Below are 18,918 nucleotides of genomic sequence, written 5' to 3'. Positions count from 1 at the left end.
GACGGTAGGGTAAACTGATACCCAAACAGCCATTAATGAAAACTTTATAGAGAATCAACAAGAGGATTCACCATGTCTGTAATTAAGATGACCGATTTGGACCTAGCGGGTAAACGCGTTTTCATCCGCTCTGACCTAAACGTTCCTGTAAAAGATGGCAAAGTTACTTCTGACGCACGTATCCGTGCTTCATTACCAACAATCGAAACTGCTCTCAAGCAAGGTGCTAAAGTCATGGTCACATCTCACCTCGGTCGTCCGACTGAAGGCGAGTACAATGAAGAATTTTCACTGCAGCCTGTTGTTGACTATCTAGCCGACAAAATCGATTATCCTGTTCGTCTCGTAAAAGACTACCTTGGTGGTGTGGATATCGCAGAGGGTGAACTTGTCGTTTTGGAAAACGTACGCTTTAACAAAGGCGAGAAAAAAGACGACGAAACGCTATCAAAACAGTACGCTGCATTATGTGATGTTTACGTTATGGATGCTTTCGGCACTGCTCACCGCGCTCAAGCATCAACGCATGGCGTGGCGAAGTTCTCTCCGATTGCATGTGCAGGCCCTCTGTTAAGTGCTGAACTTGAAGCATTAGGTAAAGCATTAGATAACCCTGCTCGCCCAATGGTCGCTATCGTAGGTGGCTCAAAAGTATCAACAAAACTAACGGTATTAGATTCTCTATCTAAAATTGCCGATCAATTAATCGTTGGTGGTGGTATTGCAAATACCTTTATCGCGGCAGAAGGCAACAACGTTGGTCGCTCTTTATATGAAGCGGACCTGATCCCTGAAGCGAAAAAATTACTGGCAAACTGCCATATCCCAGTTCCGACCGATGTTCGTGTGGCGACAGAGTTCTCTGAAACTGCCGAAGCGACACTGAAATCCAGTTCAAAAATTAAAGATGACGAGCAGATTTTGGACTTAGGTGATGAGTCTGCTGAGCGTCTGGCTGAAATTTTGAAAAATGCCAAAACCATTCTGTGGAATGGCCCTGTTGGTGTCTTTGAATTCCCTAACTTCCGTAAAGGAACAGAAATCGTTGCTCGTGCTATCGCCGATAGTGAAGCTTTCTCTATCGCGGGTGGTGGTGACACATTAGCGGCTATCGATCTGTTTGGTATCGCGGATAAAATTTCATACATCTCAACTGGCGGCGGTGCTTTCCTTGAGTTTGTTGAAGGTAAAAAGCTGCCAGCGGTTGTGATGCTGGAAGAACGTGCTAAAGCGTAATTAATTTGTCATGAACAACAGGCTGCCGATGCAGCCTGTTTAACACAGGACCTTTTCAAATGTCTAAAATTTTTGATTTTGTAAAACCGGGTGTTCTCACAGGTGATGATGTACAAAAAGTTTTCGCAGTTGCCAAAGAAAATAACTTTGCATTGCCAGCGGTGAACTGTGTCGGTACAGACTCAATTAATGCCGTACTTGAAGCGGCAGCGAAAGTACGTGCTCCAGTTATTGTACAGTTTTCTAACGGCGGTGCTGCTTTTATCGCAGGTAAAGGCTTAAAAGCGGAAGGCCAACAAGCGGCTATTTTAGGTTCCATTTCAGGTGCTCAACACGTCCATCAAATGGCTGAGCATTATGGTGTTCCTGTGATCCTGCATACTGACCACTGTGCACGTAAATTGCTGCCATGGATTGATGGTTTGCTAGACGCAGGTGAAAAACACTATGCGAAAACCGGTAAGCCTCTGTTCTCTTCACACATGATTGACTTGTCTGAAGAAACTCTGGAAGAAAATATCGAGATCTGTGCTAAGTATCTGGCTCGTATGGCGAAAATCGATATGACGCTGGAAATCGAACTGGGTTGTACTGGTGGTGAAGAAGACGGAGTTGATAACACCGGTATGGATAGCTCTGCGCTGTACACTCAACCAGAAGACGTTGCTTACGCGTATGAGAAACTGAGCGCAATCAGCCCTCGTTTCACTATCGCTGCTTCTTTCGGTAACGTTCACGGTGTTTATAAGCCAGGTAACGTACAGTTAACACCAAAAATTCTACGTAATTCACAGGACTATGTTTCTGAGAAATTTAACCTGCCTCACAACAGCCTAGACTTTGTTTTCCACGGTGGTTCTGGTTCAAGCGCTGCTGAAATCAAAGAAGCTGTTAGCTACGGTGTTATCAAAATGAACATCGATACAGATACTCAGTGGGCAACTTGGGAAGGTATCCTGAACTACTACAAAAAGAACGAAGGTTATCTGCAAGGTCAGTTGGGTAACCCAGAAGGTGATGACAAGCCTAACAAAAAATACTATGACCCACGCGTATGGCTGCGTAAAGGTCAAGAATCCATGGTTGTTCGTTTAGAGCAAGCGTTCAAAGAACTGAACTGCGTTGACGTTCTATAATTGTGCTTAGGCTTGGTTAACCAAGCTAATCGCTAAATCAATCCCTCAGTAGGGTTATCTTACAGGGGGATTTTTGTATTTTTGAGCACTGAAACTAAATGTATAACAAGCTAAGATGGAAGTTATTATTTTTTATTTGTTATAAAGGAGATATTTGAGTGAGTCGATGGATCCAGAATTTTTTAATCGCTATTGTTGGTGTCTTATCAATAGGTTGTTCAGTGGCAGGTAACAACGATAGGCTCGTCTATAAATTTGAAAATGATGAGTTTATTTTAGAAAAAGAGTGTGTTTCTGTACTTCAATTGGGACATTCACAGTTAAAAAATGACTATGTTTTGAATATTGAGATCAATAGAACACCTAAATGTTCGGAAAGATTTAATTCTCTTCTGAGTAAAAATATTGGTAAAAAGGTATCTCTTTACTTCGGTGTAAATAAAATTTCTCAAACGTATATCGCAGGGGAAATACAATCTGAAAATGGATATAGACAGGCATTTTCGGATAAAAAAGTAATAAATAATATTTTAGAAAGTTATGGACGAAATGCTAAAAACTAAAAGAAATCACGTTGTACTTCTTTTAGTTTTATATAGTTAAATAATGAATTATTTAGGGAAGCTTATACTGACCGTGATAGGTACTGAATGTGATTTTATGCGTATACTTGCAGTTCCACCACCAGTAGCTTCAATAAGATAAGCTCCTGGTCCCACTGTATTAACCGTTTTCATTCCACTAGATATTGGATATTTAATCTCCACATCAAATGATGACTCTAAGTTTGATGAATTATTAAAATTAACTGTATACGAATGGGGAGTATTGGTAATTTCATTTGGCATACTTGTGAGGAGATCTTTCCACGCACTCCATATCCCTGGCATTGCAATAATACCTGTTGACTGTATAGGCCCTGAATAACCACATGGACCTTGTCTTTCCCTTGCGACTCTGGCTCTATCTAAACTCGCCATAATAATGCTTTTTTTCATATTCCTGAATTGCGCAAATCTTTGACTGTAAATTCTTAAAGCACCCGTCTTATCACCACTATTGATCGCTTTAATTAATTCTTGAAAATTTTTCTCTTTAAGGTACGGACAATTCTTTTCACCACAAACAAGACAAATATTGTTCTTTAATGCATCCTTGACTTCAGGCGGCAAGCTTGCTGGGATGAAGTCATGATTAACTTGTACATCATTGAACTCCCATGCTTTTGAATGTGGATCCCAGTGTGTATCAGGTATATGAGGTATACCACTATTACAATTATAGGGGTCGTAGTTAGGCCGAATAGGGTGTCTTTTCATTTTAATTTCCTTTTATTTATTCCATTAACTATTTAAATTTATTAGATATTATTTTCAATAAACAAATAAAATAGTAGCCATGAAATTGCATAGAGTAAATAAACGAAATTTGTTTATATGTCATAGGAAAGTGTAATCGTAATGACGTTTACGATGCAGCAAAAAAGCATTTATAACGAGCTTGGTGTTCCTTGGTGGAAACGGAGCTGCCATTGGTTGTGATGATTTTTGCTCCAAATCGATGAACGTAGTGTTTGTTTAATACGTATCTCATTATCAAGTTGAAAACTTAAATAGGTGATGAGCACTGTATTCGCATCTATCTGTGCACATTGGAAATTTTCGGAGTGAATTTCCAATAAATTATTAGCTTGGGTGAGGGCTAAAAGTGTCTCTGTTTTATCGGCGCTCACACCAGAGCGGCAAAATTCTAAAAACGCTGGGTGCAGAATATTTTCAAGAAATTCTAAATTATCTCTATTTGAATAATGATGTAGCTTTTTTTCTAGCGTGATTAGGTGATCAAAGAGTTTCTGCATATCATGTTCTTTATCAAAGTTGTTCAAGCTGTCTTGCCAACCGTTCTGCTAACACCTTAATCGCGTCGGAACTATCGTGGACATGCATCGCTATTTCCATCTCTTCGGCGGCGGGGAAACCTTCTTGCTCCGTCAGGATCCGATGTTGTGGTAACTTAGCGCGTAACGGCAGTAAGCTGATCCCAAGCCCATCAGCAATGGCGCTTTGAATACCTGCAAGGCTTGAACAGGTGTAAGTTATATGCCAAGGGCGCTGTTCAATATCCAGTAAGCGGAACATATCGTTACGATACAAGCCATTTTCAGGGAAAACAATCAAAGGCAAAGAATCGGCATTTAAATACTCATTATTGGTGCTCGTTAGCCAACATAACGGCTCCGGCCAGCGATAATCACTCTTAAATTCCCCCTTGCGCTGCTTAACGATAATCAAATCAAGCGCTCCTTGCTGGTAGTGTTGATATAACTGGCGACTAAGACCACTTGTGACCTCTAAACGAATATTGGGGTGTTCATGCATAAAAGCGGCGAGAGTCGGGGTTACTTGCCCTGAAGCAAAATCCTCCGGAAAACCTAAGCGCAGCGTTTGGATCACCGCATTTCCCGTGATTTTCATAAAAAACATATCGTTGAGCGCGATGATCTTCTTTGCATAACTGAAAAGTACTTCGCCGGTTTCCGTCAGTGTGAGCATACGATGACCACGGATAAATAAAGGCTGTCCAACCAAAGCCTCTAAGCGTTGGATTTGCTGGCTTAGCGTGGATTGAGTTGAGTTTAAATGTTGTGAAGCGACGGTGAAATTACCGGTTTCTGCCACAGTAATAAAGGTCTTAAGTAGAATAAAATTCAGCAATGTATTCATTTTATAGATACCTGACATTTAAATATTTAATTTTTAAATAGCATATATTTTCAGTAGATTAAATAGACGACAAAGGAGGAGCACAATGAAAAAATGGTGTTTAACGACCAAGTGGTTAGCTTATATGTTAGGTATTCTTAGTATATCACTGATATTAATGGCCAAATCATTTGCACAAGTAGACTCATCGTCGTTGGTGACTCTTGCTGAAAAAGGGGATCTTTCTGGGGTGACTCAAGCCCTTAAGCAAGGTGCAAATATTGAACAGCGTGATTTACGTTTACGTACTCCTTTAATGGCAGCGACACATGCCAATCAAATCGAAGTGGCTCGCTTTCTAATCGAGCAGGGGGCTAACGTCAATGCCCGTGATGCAATCCAAGATTCACCTTATCTGTATGCGGGGGCCAGAGGGCTACAAGAAATTTTAGAGATGACACTAGAAAATGGTGCAGATCTAGCAAGTACTAACCGCTATGGGGGAACCGCATTGATCCCCGCTGCTGAACGCGGTCACGTGAAAACTGTGCAAACCCTAATTGATGCCGGTGTTAATGTTAACCATGTAAATAGACTTGGTTGGACGGCATTAATAGAAGCTATCATACTCGGTGATGGCAGCGAAAAATATGCCACGATTGTGACGCAACTTATCAAAGGCGGTGCTGATGTTAATTTAGCAGATGCGTCAGGCAATTCTCCATTGACGTTGGCAAAGCAGAAAGGATATAGCAACTTGGTTGACATCCTTGAACGTTCAGGAGCGAAATAATGCAAGATAAACAATTTTTACAACAAGCTATTTCACTGGCTAAAGAGAATGTCAAAGCAGGTGGACGGCCATTTGGCGCCGTGATTGTGCGTGATGGCGCAGTGGTTGCAACAGGTGTTAATCAGATGCTTGAGCTGAACGATCCAACGGCTCACGCAGAGCTAATGGCGCTACGTCAAGCAGGCGAAACCTTAAAACGCACTCGGTTAGAAGATTGTGTGGTATATGCGAGTGGTCAGCCATGCCCAATGTGTTTAGCTGCGATGCGTATGGCGGGGATTTCGCGGATTGTTTATGCGTATTCAAATCAAGATGCAGAGCCATTTGGTTTATCGACAGAGGCTATCGCCCAATCACTGAGAGTCGAGCCACAGCAACAACATGGGCTGACTTTTATTCAATTAAAACCCGAAAATGAGGCTCAATCCGCGCTTTATACTTTCTGGCGGGAACAACAACATTAATGGCTGGGCATAAAACCGCTTCATTAGGTTTGGTTATGACCATCGTATTAGTCGGGATCAATTTACGGCCCTTTATCACGGGGCCAGGTCCACTGATCGAGGGGATTATCCAAACTACGGGGATGACTTACCAAAGCATTTCATTACTGACGCTGTTACCGATGCTATTAATGGGGGTTGGCGCTTTAATTGTTCCTGCCTTGAACCAAAGGCTAGGTGAGCGAGTTGGGCTTAGCCTTGCGATGTTATTGTTGCTTATCGGCTCTTTATCGCGTCTATTTGTGACTAATGGAGAGCAGCTCTTAATCACCGCTTTTATTTGTGGTGTGGGAGCTGCGTATATTCAAGCGGTATTTCCGGGACTAATTAAATTACGTTTCCCACAAAAAATGGCCGCGATGACGGGGCTATACTCCGCGATGTTAATGGCGGGTGGGGCGATGGGTGCACAGTTGACCCCGATGCTTGCCAATATTTCTTGTAACGAGATGGCACAATCATGTACAACAGCCTCAGGACATTGGCAAATTGCTTTAGCATGGATGGCATTACCCGCTTTATTTGCACTAATCGCCGTTGTCGTTAATATCGATTCATCAGCCACGCATCAAAACCATGGGCGAGGATCGGTTTTTGTCTTTTTAGCGAAGCCGAGGGCTTGGCTACTCATGGTTGGTTTTGGCCTTGTTAATGCAGGATATGGAACGGTAGTCACATGGTTAGCGCCATTTTTTATTGAGCAAGGTATGAGCAGTGCTGATAGTGGTTCACTGGTTGCCTTACTGAGCGTGTTTCAAGCCCTCTCTGCTTTGTTAATTCCCATTCTTGCTTCTCACAATATTGACCGTCGATTTTGGCTGATTGTGACATTATGTAGCCAAATGATCGGGTTTACAGGGTTAGTGTTTTTCCCTCAGTTATTCGCTTTTTTGTGGGTTTGTTTAATCGGTATTGGGTTAGGTGGGTGTTTTGCATTGAGTATTATTGCTTCTCTTGATCATCTTCCGCACCCTGTGAGTGCGGGGGCATTAACCTCCTTGATGCAAGCTGGCGGGTTTATTATCGCGGCCTTTTGGCCTCTATTTGCTGCTTGGTTACATGAGGTAAGCCAAAGTTTTGCTTTGGTTTGGATAGCGCATATTTTGATGATCTTGATAACCTTGTTGTTATTTTTACGTCTTAATCCAAAGCATTACGCCAGATTATTCAATCTAAAATAATTGGCATTGCACAATTTGCAAATGATAATGATTGTTATTTTCTTATTTATTTGACAAGATAGTCAGCACATCGCCTTTGTTTCGAAAAAAATCATGCAGCAACGTTCTGAAGATAAACTTAATCAAGCGCATTCTAACCGCGAAGATTATACTGTTGGGCCTTTTGTGCGCATCAGTCGCGGTGAGTTTGTGATCCCACATGATCTGGGGATTAATGAAGAACAACAGGCAGGCCTGAAGTTAGTGGCCATACATCAAGGCGCAATGGGTTGTCGTAGCAGCTCTGGACATAATGTCGAGGTTAATTCACCCTCATTGATACTCTCTGGCAGCCAGAAAAATTACCAGCTATGCAACCTGTTTCGCGCCTGCCAACCGATGAAATATACGATGATCGATATTTCACCTGAATGGTTGGAACAACATCAATTAAAGTTACCTGAAAGCTGCTATCATCCAAGTAAAGCTCAATTATTACATTTTTCAATTCCTGCAAGTGTGCTAGCAATGACACAGCAGCTATTTGCCTGTCCTACTCATCCATCATTACATCAGCTCTACTTATGCGCTAAAGTGACTGAAATTACAGCGTTATGCTTAGATCACTTTTTACATGAGCCATCGCAAATAGCGCCTAAATTGCGTCAACGTGATATTGATAATTTGCAGATAGCGAAATCTATCTTAATGCAGGAGTTAGAATCCCCGCCTAGCTTGGATGAATTAGCGAAGCGTGTTGGTATGAATACTCGTAAGTTAACGCAAGGGTTTCGCCAACTGTTTGGTAATAGTATTTACGGTTGGTTGCAAGAGTATCGATTGGAAACGGCTTATCAGCTGTTGAGCGTCCATGATGCGAATATTTCTACCGTGGCTTATCAGGTTGGCTATACTCCCGCTCACTTCTCCGTCGCTTTTCGTAAGCGCTTTGGCATCTCACCAAATCAACTCAAAAAACGTTAGTTATTGCCGGATAGCGATAGACAAAATCCGGCATTCGAAAGTATCCCACCCCATTAATTGCTAAATTGATAACAATTATCATTTAACTTTTTAGGGTAGAAAATGTTGTCCGTTCATAATGCTAAGCGCTTAAAAGGGCTAAAACTTGCCCCTTGCGCACTGTTTTTAGCAACTGCTCCATGGGCTTTATCAGCAGGGGCAGAACAAAGCTCGCAACCTAAGCATGATGTCATGCAAGTAACAACGACCTCCAGTGCTGATGACGATTATGTGGAGCCTGGCGTCACAACATTAGGCAAAATAGCCCTAAAACCAAGAGAAGTTGCACAATCTGTCAGTGTTATTGACCGCGAGCAAATCGAAAAGCAGAACCTACAAACCCTTGACGATGTTATGCAAAGAGCCACAGGGGTAACGAGTGCCCCTTACGTCAAGTTAACGACCGCCTACTATGTACGTGGCTTCCAAATTGACTCCTTTGAAATTGATGGTGTGCCAGCGTTGCTCGGTAATATGGCGAGTTCACCGCAAGATATGGCGGTGTATGAGCGTGTTGAGATCTTACGTGGCTCCAATGGGCTACTTCATGGAATGGGAAACCCTGCTGCGACGGTCAATATGGTTCGCAAACATGCACCAAAGGAAGATATGGCGAAACTCAGCTTAACAGCGGGGAGTTGGAACCGTTATCGCGGTGAAGCGGATGTTGGTGGATTACTCAATCAATCAGGCAGTGTGCGTGGGCGATTTGTGATGGCGTGGGAGGATAAGGATTTCTTCTATGATGTATCCGATCAAAAAACACGTTTAATGTACGCGACGGTTGATGCGGATCTCACCCCTGATACTTTATTACGTGTTGGTGCACAATATCAAACTATCGATTCAGTCACCAATATGGCTGGCGTACCTATGGGGAAAGATGGTCGTGATTTGCATCTTCCGCGTAAAACCTACCTTGATGTGGATTGGGACCGTTTTAAATGGGATACCACACGCACCTTTGCTGCGATTGAGCACCAGATCAATGATGATTGGCAATACAAACTCAATACTGAATATCAACATGTTAATGCTCGCCTAATTTATGCAGGTGCATGGGGCAATATCGACCCTGAAACTGGGGATGGCGCCATGCTAATGGGGGGCGCTTATAAATTCCGCAATGAACAAATCAGTCTTGATACAAGCTTGAATGGTAAGGTTGAAGGCTGGGGGCAGAAGCATGATGTGATTATGGGGGTTAATTACTCGCATGCGAGTGAAAAGCAGTATAGCGCGGAATTTGACCCTTCACTGAATGTTCCCGTGAACGTCTATCGCTGGGATCCACACAGCGTACCTAAGCCTAATGTCGGGCCTTATAGCTCTCCAGGTGCAACGAAAACAACTCAAAAAGGCGTTTATGGTATGGGGCGCATTAAGGTTGTAGAGCCTGTCACGGTGATCATTGGGGCTCGCGATAGCTGGTGGGAATTGAAATCGCCAACGTCTAAATTTACTGAAAATGGCCGGATCACCCCTTATGGCGGTGTGATTTGGGATTTTGCAAAAGATTGGTCTTGGTATAGCAGCTATTCAACCGTTTATCAGCCTCAAACCGCGAAAACCTGGAGTGGTAAAATGCTGAAACCCGTTGAAGGGCAAACGCTAGAGACGGGGATTAAAGCGGGATTACTCAACGGTAGCTTGAACTTATCAGGGGCTATCTATCAGATAGATATCAAAAACAATCCTCAAGTTGACCCTGATCACCCGACGGGAGGCTTTGATAACTACTTTATTAGTGGGGGCAAAGTACGTAGCCAAGGTTTTGAATTAGAAGGTGTTGGCTATATTACGCCATTTTGGGATGTCTCTGTCGGCTACACCTATACAGACACCAAATATCGCGATGATAGCCAAAACAAAGGTAATGCCTACAACACGTTAACGCCTCGTCATATGTTACGTGTATGGACCAACTACGATCTTCCTTGGGATGAACGTAAATGGAGCATTGGGGGCGGTATGCAAGCACAAAGTGCTTATAGTACCACCAACGGCAATGTCACTTTACGTCAAGGGGGTTATGCACTCTTTAATACGCGTTTGGGGTATCAAATTGACGAAACGTGGAGCGCAGCGGTCAATGTGAATAACTTATTCGATCGCCGCTATTATTCAGGTCTTTTCTCTCCACAATGGAATAACCGTTACGGCGAACCTCGTAACGTGATGTTGACTGTAAAGGCTGATTTTTAATGAAATTAGTCAGTGCGATTTCTGTCATTGGCACTTTAATAGGGGGAGTTGTTCTCTCCCTATTATTCGTTCGCATTTACCCTTCGGATGATCTTCTAAACCGCTTGTATGGAGCAGTTTTTCTTGCCGTTTTTTGCACCATGGGGATGTTTGTCTACAGCTTTACCGCGAGTAGCTGGCGACAAATGTTATTACGCAGTTACGGATGGTGGCCGCTTCCTCTATTGTGGTTATTGCTGTGGGGGGGAGGACAATGAAAGTCCCACTGACGCGCAGAATGTCCGATCTACATCGTAGTGCGGGTGCATTTTTGGGCGTTTTTTTATTTGTGATTATGCTAAGTGGCACTTGGAGCTTAGGAAGTGATGCTTTACGTCTTTGGTGGAATAAAGCGCCCCTTTCAGGAGAACTCCTGCCGCTATCACAATTACTAACGTTACAGCCAGAGGCTGCATTGGTGCAGTTACCTCAATCAGCCAATCCTACCATCACTTTTTGCCTTGGGATGGGGCAGTGCGATAACAGCTATAGTGCCATTACGGGCCAAGCTTTAGCGCAGAATACTCCTGCAATGTGGCTGGTCACATTGCATAAAAACCTATTTATTGATTTTCCAGGACGTATTCTGATTAGCCTATTTGGTTTTGCGTTGGCAGTACTGTTAATTAGCGGCTTTATTATTAACCGCCGCAAGCTAGCTTCGATGATGCGCTTACCGCGTCGGCTGAATTTACGCTTATTTATTCATGATCTGCATAATTGGCTGGGATTATGGTGCTATCCATGGCTAATTTTATTTGCTGTGACAGGGGCGCTTTCAGGGTTAGGTGCGTTAGGAACCGTTGGCTTGGCATCAAGTGTAAGCCCTGATAATCCACAGTTGGTCATGCAGCAATTGATGGGGGGCTTTCGTAAGGTTGATAACCACCAAGTAGTTCTACGCGAGCATCAACCAGAGCAAGTATTCGAGTGGCTTAAACAAACTTATCCCTCTTTTACGCCACAAACCTTGATGCGCCAAGGCGATTCATTGGTGATTGGTGGAGTACACGCGGGGCAACCGGGTAGTGCTAACTTTGAGCAATATCGTTTTGATTTGAATGAAGGGCGGCTTGTTGGTGTTCGAGACTCCTCTGATCACGCTTTCTGGACTCGTGCTTTTATCAGTATTCAACCACTGCATTATGGCCAGTATCAATGGCTACCAAACGTCGAAACGCTATTTAGCGTTTTGCATTTTATCGCCGGATTTAGTGGCTGTGTCTTGGTAGCGAGTGGGTTGGCAATGTGGTGTTGGCGGCATGCTGCCTCGCGGATTGCCGGGGGGATCGTTGGATGCTGTGGTGGACTGTTGCTGTCAGTAAGCGCATTGCTGGTTGTGATGTCTCTGTCATTAACATTGCCAATAAGTGCTTTTTTCCTGTGCTGGGGAGGCATTTTTATCCTCTGTCTAGTGATTAAAAATGCTCGCAAGATGCTGATTTTAATTGCTGCTTTATCAACTTTACTCTTTTTCATCGCATTTATTTTCTCGTTATGGCAGCAGCCTGCTGGCTTTAACCGTATTGATGTCATGCTGCTATTTTGTGGCTTGTTTTTGTTATTAACACTTGGATGTGTGGCTAAGTTATCTGCGACACAAAAAAGTGGTCGGAGTGGATATGAAAGATCTGTTACAGAATAAACAACTGGTGATGACCTTAGGATTGTTATACCTCGCTCAAGGTATACCGATGGGGATTGCGATGGATGCTCTACCTACCTTTTTACGACATGATGGTGGTGAGTTAAAGGTACTCGCATTTTTGCCACTTGTGGGCTTACCTTGGGTAGTAAAATTTTTATGGGCATCTTTTGTTGATAACCATTGGGGAAAACGGTTAGGACGTCGTAAGAGCTGGATTATTCCTATGCAGGTTATCGTGACACTCACCATGTTTGCACTTAGCTTTATTGGTTTCTCTGTGGAAAATGCACTGGCTTGTGTTGTATTGCTATTTATTGCTTCTTTAGCGAGTGCGACACAAGATATTGCCACCGACGGTATGGCGGCAGAGCAAGTCAGCGGCTCAATGCTATCAAAAATCAATGCCGTGCAGATAGCGGGCGTGATGGCTGGCTTTTTTATTGGTGGTGCAGGGCTGATGATTATGAGTGAGTCATTGGGTCAGCATATGGCATTAGCGATTTTGGCTTGTGTGCCGTTGTTAAGTCTGTTTTTTATTTCGTTGTGCCCATTAAAAACATCACAAGCCATTCAGGAAGATGAAAAAGCGAGCTTATTAAAAACCTTTAAGCGTCAAGGTGCACCTCGTCTACTGCTGCTAACCTTACTTTCTGCGGTGACCGCCGTTTCTGGTTTTGGTTTGGCAAAATTATTCTTAAATGATACAGGTTGGTCGCTGGCTCAGATTGGGAAAATGGGAATGGCGGGTGGCATGGTCACGTTAGTGTTAGGTTGTGGGGGCGGCGCTTGGTTGATTGGTAAAATCGGCGTCTGGCGCGCATTCTCATTTGGCCTATTATTCGCATTACTCTCATCGCTATTATGGACATTCCAGTCGATGAGCGGCGTATCAATGGCATTAGTGGCTACCTGTATCACACTTGGTTCATTATCTTCCGGTGTCACTTCTGTGGCGATTATGACCGCGGGTATGCAATTCGCTTCTCGCTATACGCAAGCAGGAACGGATATGACAGCAGTACAGAGTACTCGTGATATTGGTGAATTGGCTAGCTCAATGATGCTGGTGGGGCTAACGGCGGCGGTAGGCTATTCTGGCGGGTTTATGCTAGGGGCTGGTATTGCGTTTATTGCATTGTTAGTCACCTTTTCTCACTATCGTTATATGAAAAAAATTGAAGCTTAATTGTCATCTTCCTGCCCACTCCTTGGGCAGGAATTGTTATTTAAAAGCGATAAGTAAAATCAACTGAAACCGTTCTACCTGGCGCAGGCATCAAGCTAAGCGCCATTGGATCAACATAGTATTCATTAGTGAGGTTAGTGACGGTAAGGTTGATATCCGCATTAGGGTTGAACTGATAATTAGCGTAAGCATCATAAGTCACGGTTGATAAATAAATTAACTGGGTTCCCGTCATCCCAACGGTATTCCATGAACGGTTTAACTTATGAGTAGGGCCGCTATTATAGATACGGCGAACGCCAATATCTAAGTTGCGTTCATCAAGTAGCCTCACCCCAAGTGTTGTATTGATGCTGTATTTGGGTGGGTTAGTGATATTAACTAACGAGGTGCCAAAGCCACCATTCACACAGTTTGGGGTATTAGGATCGCCATAAGCGTACTGACGAAAACGCTCAGCAGTTTTCGTATCACACGTTGTGGCTTCTAAATAGTAGTTACCCGATACATCAGCATAGAAGCGACCTTGATCATAAGCTAAGCTATATTCAATACCGGATGTTTTATAAAGATCCACATTCTCTATGAACCAAGAAGCGTTATTTGGGTGATAGCCTCGAGTGATCATGTCATGTAAGTCACTCTTAAACCAGGATACCTTAGCGGCGAGTTTATCTTCTTCGGTAAATAGTGAGTTTTGTACAGTTGATGCACCGATTTCAAGAACTTTGTTTTTCTCTGGTTTTAAATCAGCAGACGGCATTGAGGTCCAGTTGCCTAAAGTTGACTCAAAGATAGTTGGGTTCTTAACGGCTTCACTGTATTTAACATAGATTTGACTATTGTCATCAAGGTGAAATGCCAGCCCTACCTGTGGGCTGAAATCGCTTCCTTTCCGCTCAATAGGTTTGGTGTAAGCATATTCTGTGGTGACTTCTTTTTTCAGATAACCTTTTTCCCCTCTTGGGTCAGGGTCATAACCATCAAAGTCATACTTTTCGCCAAGCGTTGTGTTTGCGTATGGGGTTTTCTTTAAAGAGTCTAACGTGTAGTTTCCTTGTTCATCAGGCCACCACTCCATATACCAGCTTTCAGGCCATTTGGTGAAATATTCACCGTTTTTCTTTAAGCGAGCAAACGTGTACTCTTGAGTGCGAGATTTCGCCGCATAAGCGGTGCTGTTTCTATCTCTAACATGATATTCGGTATAACGCCCTCCAACTTGAACTGTTAACCAATTCACGGGTTTATATTCTAGGGAGCTTGATAAGCTATACTCTTTGCGAACACCACTGCGCAAGAAATAGTTTTTTTGCAGATTTTCTTTTAGGACAGGTGAATTAGGGCCGGTATCTTCATACTGGAAAGCACCACCAATTGTTAAATTAAACTCACCAAGACGATTTTCGAACGTTGAGCGGTTGGTTAAATTCACGCCATATCTATCCGCTTTAATATCGGATAATAGCCCTTGTTTGTACTCTTCACTTTGTGGGTCTGGACGCTGCTCAGTACTTTGATCGAAAACAGGAACGTTACCGATATTTGCATTGTACATACGGCTGACTGAGTGGGTATACCACAATTCAGAGGTCAAATTGACCCAATCATTATCCGGATCAAAATTGTGCTTTGCTGATAATGAATCAATGGTAATTTTACTCGGGATAAATTGATTAGATTCCCCTTTGCTATTGGGGGTTGTAATCATCGATGGCATGATTTCACCCCATTTAGCGTCATAACGGCGATAAATTAACTCGAGCTTTTGGGTATCAGTAAGCTCGCCAGCCCCTTTGACTAACCAAGATTCACTACGGCTATGGGTATCAAGAACCTCTTTTCCAGCAGGATAGGCGTCAATCACCGCGGCTGTTGTCATCCCCGTGCCACCCGTTGACGAATAATGGGCGTCACGATAGCGTTTCGCGCCGTTTTTACCTGCAAAATAGTTACCTTGATTACGGTAGGCGTAAGCTGCAAGTAATTGATAGCGATCCTGATCTGTTGCGATAGCAACACTACCAAAGCGGCTATTCATATTCGGCCACGGATTGGCGTCATTACTCTCTTTGGTTTTAGTATAAAAACCGGATCGTTCTGAGACCGTGTTATTGGCAAGCCCACCTCTTAAACGTACCCCAAAAGTTTCACCTTTCGGAATAACATCGGCAGGTTGTAAGGTTGTGACCCGCACCGCTCCTCCGATAGCTCCCGCGGCATCTGTCGCAAGGGTAGGACCTTTGTCGATGGTAACATGGCTAATCAAGTCGGGGTCTAAATAGCTGCGTTGCTGTACACCAGCGTAACCACGGTAAACATCAATGGATTGCTGCGTACCGTCGACAATAACGGGAACGCGGCTTTGGCCTTGTAAACCGCGAATATTGACATCTAACGCTCCGCCATTACGAATATCCCCAAGATGGACGCCACTGACGCCACGTAGAAAATCGGCAGCTGAATTACCTCGGAATCTCTCAACGGTTTTGCCATCAATATAGGACGAGGAGCCAAGCTGCAAATAAGGATATTCAGCATCTAGCTCCTTTTGTGATTTTGCGGAAACTTTGAGAGGGCCTAGCTGTGTTGGTTCTTGAGTTGCACTCTGTGCAGTCATCATGCCGCTTGCCATAAACGGACTCACACCAATCATTAATTGAAGAAGCCGAGTGACAGGCTTCATAGTGTCATTTTTCATAGCCATTATTGTTAAAGATCAATTGGTAATGAGATTGTAAATAATAATTATTATCATTCAATAAAATAACTAAGCATTAACAATAAAAGATAGATTTGTACTAATGTATTGATTTAGAAAAATTATAAACATGACTAATTTGTATTTAGGCAGTCAATATAATTACATAGTGTTTGTTGGGATATTGAAAAAAAGAAGGGTGACTGTATCGGTAGGAACATATTGCTTAGAAAGGACTTTCTTAGCGTTGGATCAAAAAGAGGGGCTATATCGCATAGCCCCTCTAAGCATATTGATGGTTTAATTCGTTATGCGGTTACTGCTAATGTCTGGTGCATAACTGGGTGGAATTTACGTTTGAAGTAAATTAACCCGTGACCTTCTTCTCTCACGATAATCTGCTTCATTTCAACCAAATAAACAGAATGCGTACCAATGTCTTGCACTTGGGTTATTTCACCCTCTAGGTTAGCAAGTGCATCTTTCAATAATGGTTGTTGCAAAATACCTTTATCCCAGATGCTCCAAGCAAAGCGCTCTTCCATTGTAGAGCCTTTCATTCCCGCGAAGTGGCACGCCATCTCTTCTTGTTCATGGTTAAGGATATTGACACACAGGCGGCCATTTTCTTGAAAGACCGCATTCATAGCGCTGTTGCGGTTAACACACACCATCAAAGTGGGTGGCGTGTCCGTGACTGAACAGACTGCTGTTGCAGTAATACCGCAGCAACCTGCTGTGCCATCCGTGGTGACTATGTTAACTGCTGCACCAAGACTTGCCATCGCATCTCTGAAACGCAGGCGATGTTCATTTTCTAAAGACATATTGACCTCCTGCTGCCGATTATTTCAGCAGCGAATCTAACTTATTAATATCGTTGTTGTTATGCAGGTGTGGGCGTTTCCAACCATGCTGATCGTAATCAGACAGGCAGCGGTCAACCATATCTGTCATTGCTTTCATATTACCCGAACCATAAGCATGGCGTAGACATTGCAGACGAATTTCGTCCTGACTACCCGCATAGTTGATTTCATAAAGCTCATGACGTCCGCCAAACTCGCTTCCAATCGCATCCCACATTAGCTTTAACACCTTGATACGTTCTACATGATCCATACCGTTAGAGCCACGCACATATTTTGCCAGATACTTATCGATTTCTGGGTTGTTCATGTCTTTCACACTGGATGGTAGATATATCAAACCACTGGTGACATTACTTTCTATGATATTCTTGATTTTCGTATAGGCCATTGGTGCCATTACGCGATAAGTTTGGATTGCTTGCGTATCTGGCAGATAGGCTCCGCCTTCCCAAGCCTTCGCTTCCGAAGTCATTGCATCGGTAAGTGACCAGAATAAATTACGCCATGCGACCACTTCACCTAAGTCTGCTTGTACACCACGGAAGTCGACAACTCCAGTACATTCAAGGCTTTTTTGCAGTAAGCCTGTAATGAAATCCAATTTAACCGCTAAACGCACGCAGGCTTGTAATGGGAACAAGCGAGCGAAACCACCTTGTACAGCCCAATTACGCGCTCTATCAAAATCACGATAAATTAATACGTTTTCCCATGGGATCAACACATGATCCATGACTAATATCGCATCATTTTCATCAAAACGGCTTGATAGTGGGTAGTCAAAAGGTGCGCCTGTTACGCCAGCAACTAATTCGTATGATGCGCGTGAAATTAGTTTCACACCATCAGCGTCCATTGGTGCGACGAACATCAGTGCAAAATCAGGGTTATCCCCCATCACTTGTGCAGAGCCGAAACCGATAAAGTTGTAGTGAGTTAGGGCGGAGTTAGTGGCAACCACTTTTGCGCCGCTGACGATAATACCTGCATCAGTTTCTTTTTCCAGCTTGATATAGACATCTTTTACTTCATCAGCAGGTTTATGGCGATCGATTGGTGGATTAACAATCGCATGGTTAAAATAAAGCCCACTTTCTTGAATACGTTTATACCAATTACGCGCGTTATCAGCGAATTGGCCGTAATATTCTGGGTTAGCCCCTAAACAACTGGCGAATGCCGCCTTATAGTCTGGAGTGCGTCCCATCCATCCATAGCTTTGGCGTGACCAATCAGCGATGGCGTCACGTTGTTGGCGCAGTTCATCGGCGCTGGTGGCGAAACGGAAGAATTTGTGTGTATAGCCGCCGTTTCCGGTATCTGTTCCCCAGCAAAGGCTGTCATGAGTTGCTTTATCATGGAGTGCATCATATAACTGTCCTATTGAAGCGGCTGAATTACGAAATGCTGGGTGAGTGGTGACATCTTTAACACGCTCACCATAGATATAAATTTCACGGCCATCTTGTAGGCTTTTTAAATATTCTTGGCTGTTAAATGGGCGTTTGGCATCTGAGCGAAAATCTTCTGGTTTCATGTCTACCTCGTTATCTCACAAACAGCGCCGGCGCATCATAGGGTACATATTTTCGCTGGCATCTGGATTATGTTAATTTTATGTTTATTTTATGTTTCTTAATTGAAGCTTTTTATTTAAAAATAAGAAAGAGACTTTAGAAAGGATCGCTGGTACTTTTCGTTGAAAAAGAGAGTT

Annotated in this window: 17 protein-coding genes; 11 read left to right on the top strand and 6 right to left on the bottom strand. The window is 43.3% G+C overall.

The window, feature by feature from the left end; translation table 11 throughout:
* Positions 1-72: 72 nt before the first annotated feature.
* The 3 genes from pgk to PR709_RS07495 all read left to right on the top strand — a co-directional run bounded on the left by pgk (position 73) and on the right by PR709_RS07495 (position 2,935).
* Entirely contained in the window at positions 73-1,236 is a 1,164-nt protein-coding gene (gene pgk, locus PR709_RS07505) for a phosphoglycerate kinase (protein ID WP_004927258.1), read from the top strand.
* 59 nt (positions 1,237-1,295) lie between these two features.
* Positions 1,296-2,372, top strand: coding sequence for a class II fructose-bisphosphate aldolase (gene fbaA / locus PR709_RS07500; RefSeq protein WP_004927260.1), 1,077 nt, complete (start codon positions 1,296-1,298; stop codon positions 2,370-2,372).
* Between the two features lie 158 nt (positions 2,373-2,530).
* A complete protein-coding gene (locus PR709_RS07495; protein WP_004927262.1) occupies positions 2,531-2,935 on the top strand; it encodes a hypothetical protein in 405 nt (134 codons plus the stop codon).
* 48 nt (positions 2,936-2,983) lie between these two features.
* On the opposite strand, the gene PR709_RS07490 is transcribed toward PR709_RS07495, so the two are convergent.
* The 3 genes from PR709_RS07490 to PR709_RS07480 form a co-directional block, all read right to left on the bottom strand.
* Positions 2,984-3,691, bottom strand: coding sequence for a colicin Z family toxin (locus PR709_RS07490; protein ID WP_004927264.1), 708 nt, complete (start codon positions 3,689-3,691; stop codon positions 2,984-2,986).
* Between the two features lie 170 nt (positions 3,692-3,861).
* Complete coding sequence (locus PR709_RS07485) at positions 3,862-4,230, bottom strand: nuclear transport factor 2 family protein (RefSeq protein ID WP_223854846.1); 369 nt, start codon at positions 4,228-4,230, stop codon at positions 3,862-3,864.
* A 13-nt stretch (positions 4,231-4,243) separates the two neighbouring features.
* Positions 4,244-5,095, bottom strand: a complete 852-nt coding sequence (locus PR709_RS07480; RefSeq protein ID WP_042117405.1) for a LysR family transcriptional regulator — start codon at positions 5,093-5,095, stop codon at positions 4,244-4,246.
* Between the two features lie 85 nt (positions 5,096-5,180).
* On the opposite strand from PR709_RS07480, the gene PR709_RS07475 reads away from it, so the two are divergent.
* The 8 genes from PR709_RS07475 to PR709_RS07440 all read left to right on the top strand — a co-directional run bounded on the left by PR709_RS07475 (position 5,181) and on the right by PR709_RS07440 (position 13,631).
* Positions 5,181-5,867 (top strand): ankyrin repeat domain-containing protein, encoded by a 687-nt coding sequence (locus tag PR709_RS07475; RefSeq protein ID WP_004927275.1) that lies wholly within the window; start codon positions 5,181-5,183, stop codon positions 5,865-5,867.
* On the top strand, positions 5,867-6,331 hold the full coding sequence (locus PR709_RS07470) for a nucleoside deaminase (RefSeq protein ID WP_004927277.1): 465 nt from the start codon (positions 5,867-5,869) through the stop codon (positions 6,329-6,331). Before PR709_RS07475 ends, PR709_RS07470 begins: the two co-directional genes overlap by 1 nt.
* Positions 6,331-7,551, top strand: a complete 1,221-nt coding sequence (locus tag PR709_RS07465; RefSeq protein WP_004927279.1) for a cyanate transporter — start codon at positions 6,331-6,333, stop codon at positions 7,549-7,551. The genes PR709_RS07470 and PR709_RS07465 overlap by 1 nt, the downstream gene beginning before the upstream one ends.
* Before the next feature lie 93 nt (positions 7,552-7,644).
* A complete protein-coding gene (locus tag PR709_RS07460) occupies positions 7,645-8,514 on the top strand; it encodes a helix-turn-helix domain-containing protein (RefSeq protein WP_004927282.1) in 870 nt (289 codons plus the stop codon).
* Between the two features lie 102 nt (positions 8,515-8,616).
* Entirely contained in the window at positions 8,617-10,758 is a 2,142-nt protein-coding gene (locus PR709_RS07455; RefSeq protein ID WP_004927285.1) for a TonB-dependent siderophore receptor, read from the top strand.
* Positions 10,758-11,015: a hypothetical protein gene (locus tag PR709_RS07450; RefSeq protein WP_004927288.1), complete on the top strand. Its 258-nt coding sequence runs from the start codon at positions 10,758-10,760 to the stop codon at positions 11,013-11,015. Before PR709_RS07455 ends, PR709_RS07450 begins: the two co-directional genes overlap by 1 nt.
* Positions 11,012-12,442, top strand: a complete 1,431-nt coding sequence (locus PR709_RS07445; RefSeq protein ID WP_036941739.1) for a PepSY-associated TM helix domain-containing protein — start codon at positions 11,012-11,014, stop codon at positions 12,440-12,442. The genes PR709_RS07450 and PR709_RS07445 overlap by 4 nt, the downstream gene beginning before the upstream one ends.
* Positions 12,420-13,631 (top strand): RhtX/FptX family siderophore transporter, encoded by a 1,212-nt coding sequence (locus tag PR709_RS07440; protein ID WP_004927293.1) that lies wholly within the window; start codon positions 12,420-12,422, stop codon positions 13,629-13,631. The genes PR709_RS07445 and PR709_RS07440 overlap by 23 nt, the downstream gene beginning before the upstream one ends.
* Before the next feature lie 40 nt (positions 13,632-13,671).
* On the opposite strand, the gene PR709_RS07435 is transcribed toward PR709_RS07440, so the two are convergent.
* The 3 genes from PR709_RS07435 to hpaB all read right to left on the bottom strand — a co-directional run bounded on the left by PR709_RS07435 (position 13,672) and on the right by hpaB (position 18,741).
* A complete protein-coding gene (locus PR709_RS07435) occupies positions 13,672-16,332 on the bottom strand; it encodes a TonB-dependent receptor domain-containing protein (RefSeq protein ID WP_230084787.1) in 2,661 nt (886 codons plus the stop codon).
* A 308-nt stretch (positions 16,333-16,640) separates the two neighbouring features.
* A complete protein-coding gene (hpaC, locus tag PR709_RS07430) occupies positions 16,641-17,159 on the bottom strand; it encodes a 4-hydroxyphenylacetate 3-monooxygenase, reductase component (RefSeq protein WP_004927299.1) in 519 nt (172 codons plus the stop codon).
* 19 nt (positions 17,160-17,178) lie between these two features.
* Positions 17,179-18,741 carry a 4-hydroxyphenylacetate 3-monooxygenase, oxygenase component gene (gene hpaB, locus PR709_RS07425; RefSeq protein ID WP_004927302.1) on the bottom strand — a complete coding sequence of 521 codons (1,563 nt, stop codon included), beginning with the start codon at positions 18,739-18,741 and terminating at the stop codon, positions 17,179-17,181.
* Positions 18,742-18,918 lie beyond the last annotated feature (177 nt).

Source organism: Providencia sp. PROV267 (genome assembly GCF_028477825.1).
GTDB lineage: Bacteria > Pseudomonadota > Gammaproteobacteria > Enterobacterales > Enterobacteriaceae > Providencia > Providencia stuartii.
The sequence above is the reverse complement of the archived record's forward strand: the minus strand, read 5'-3'. Positions and strand labels throughout refer to the sequence as shown.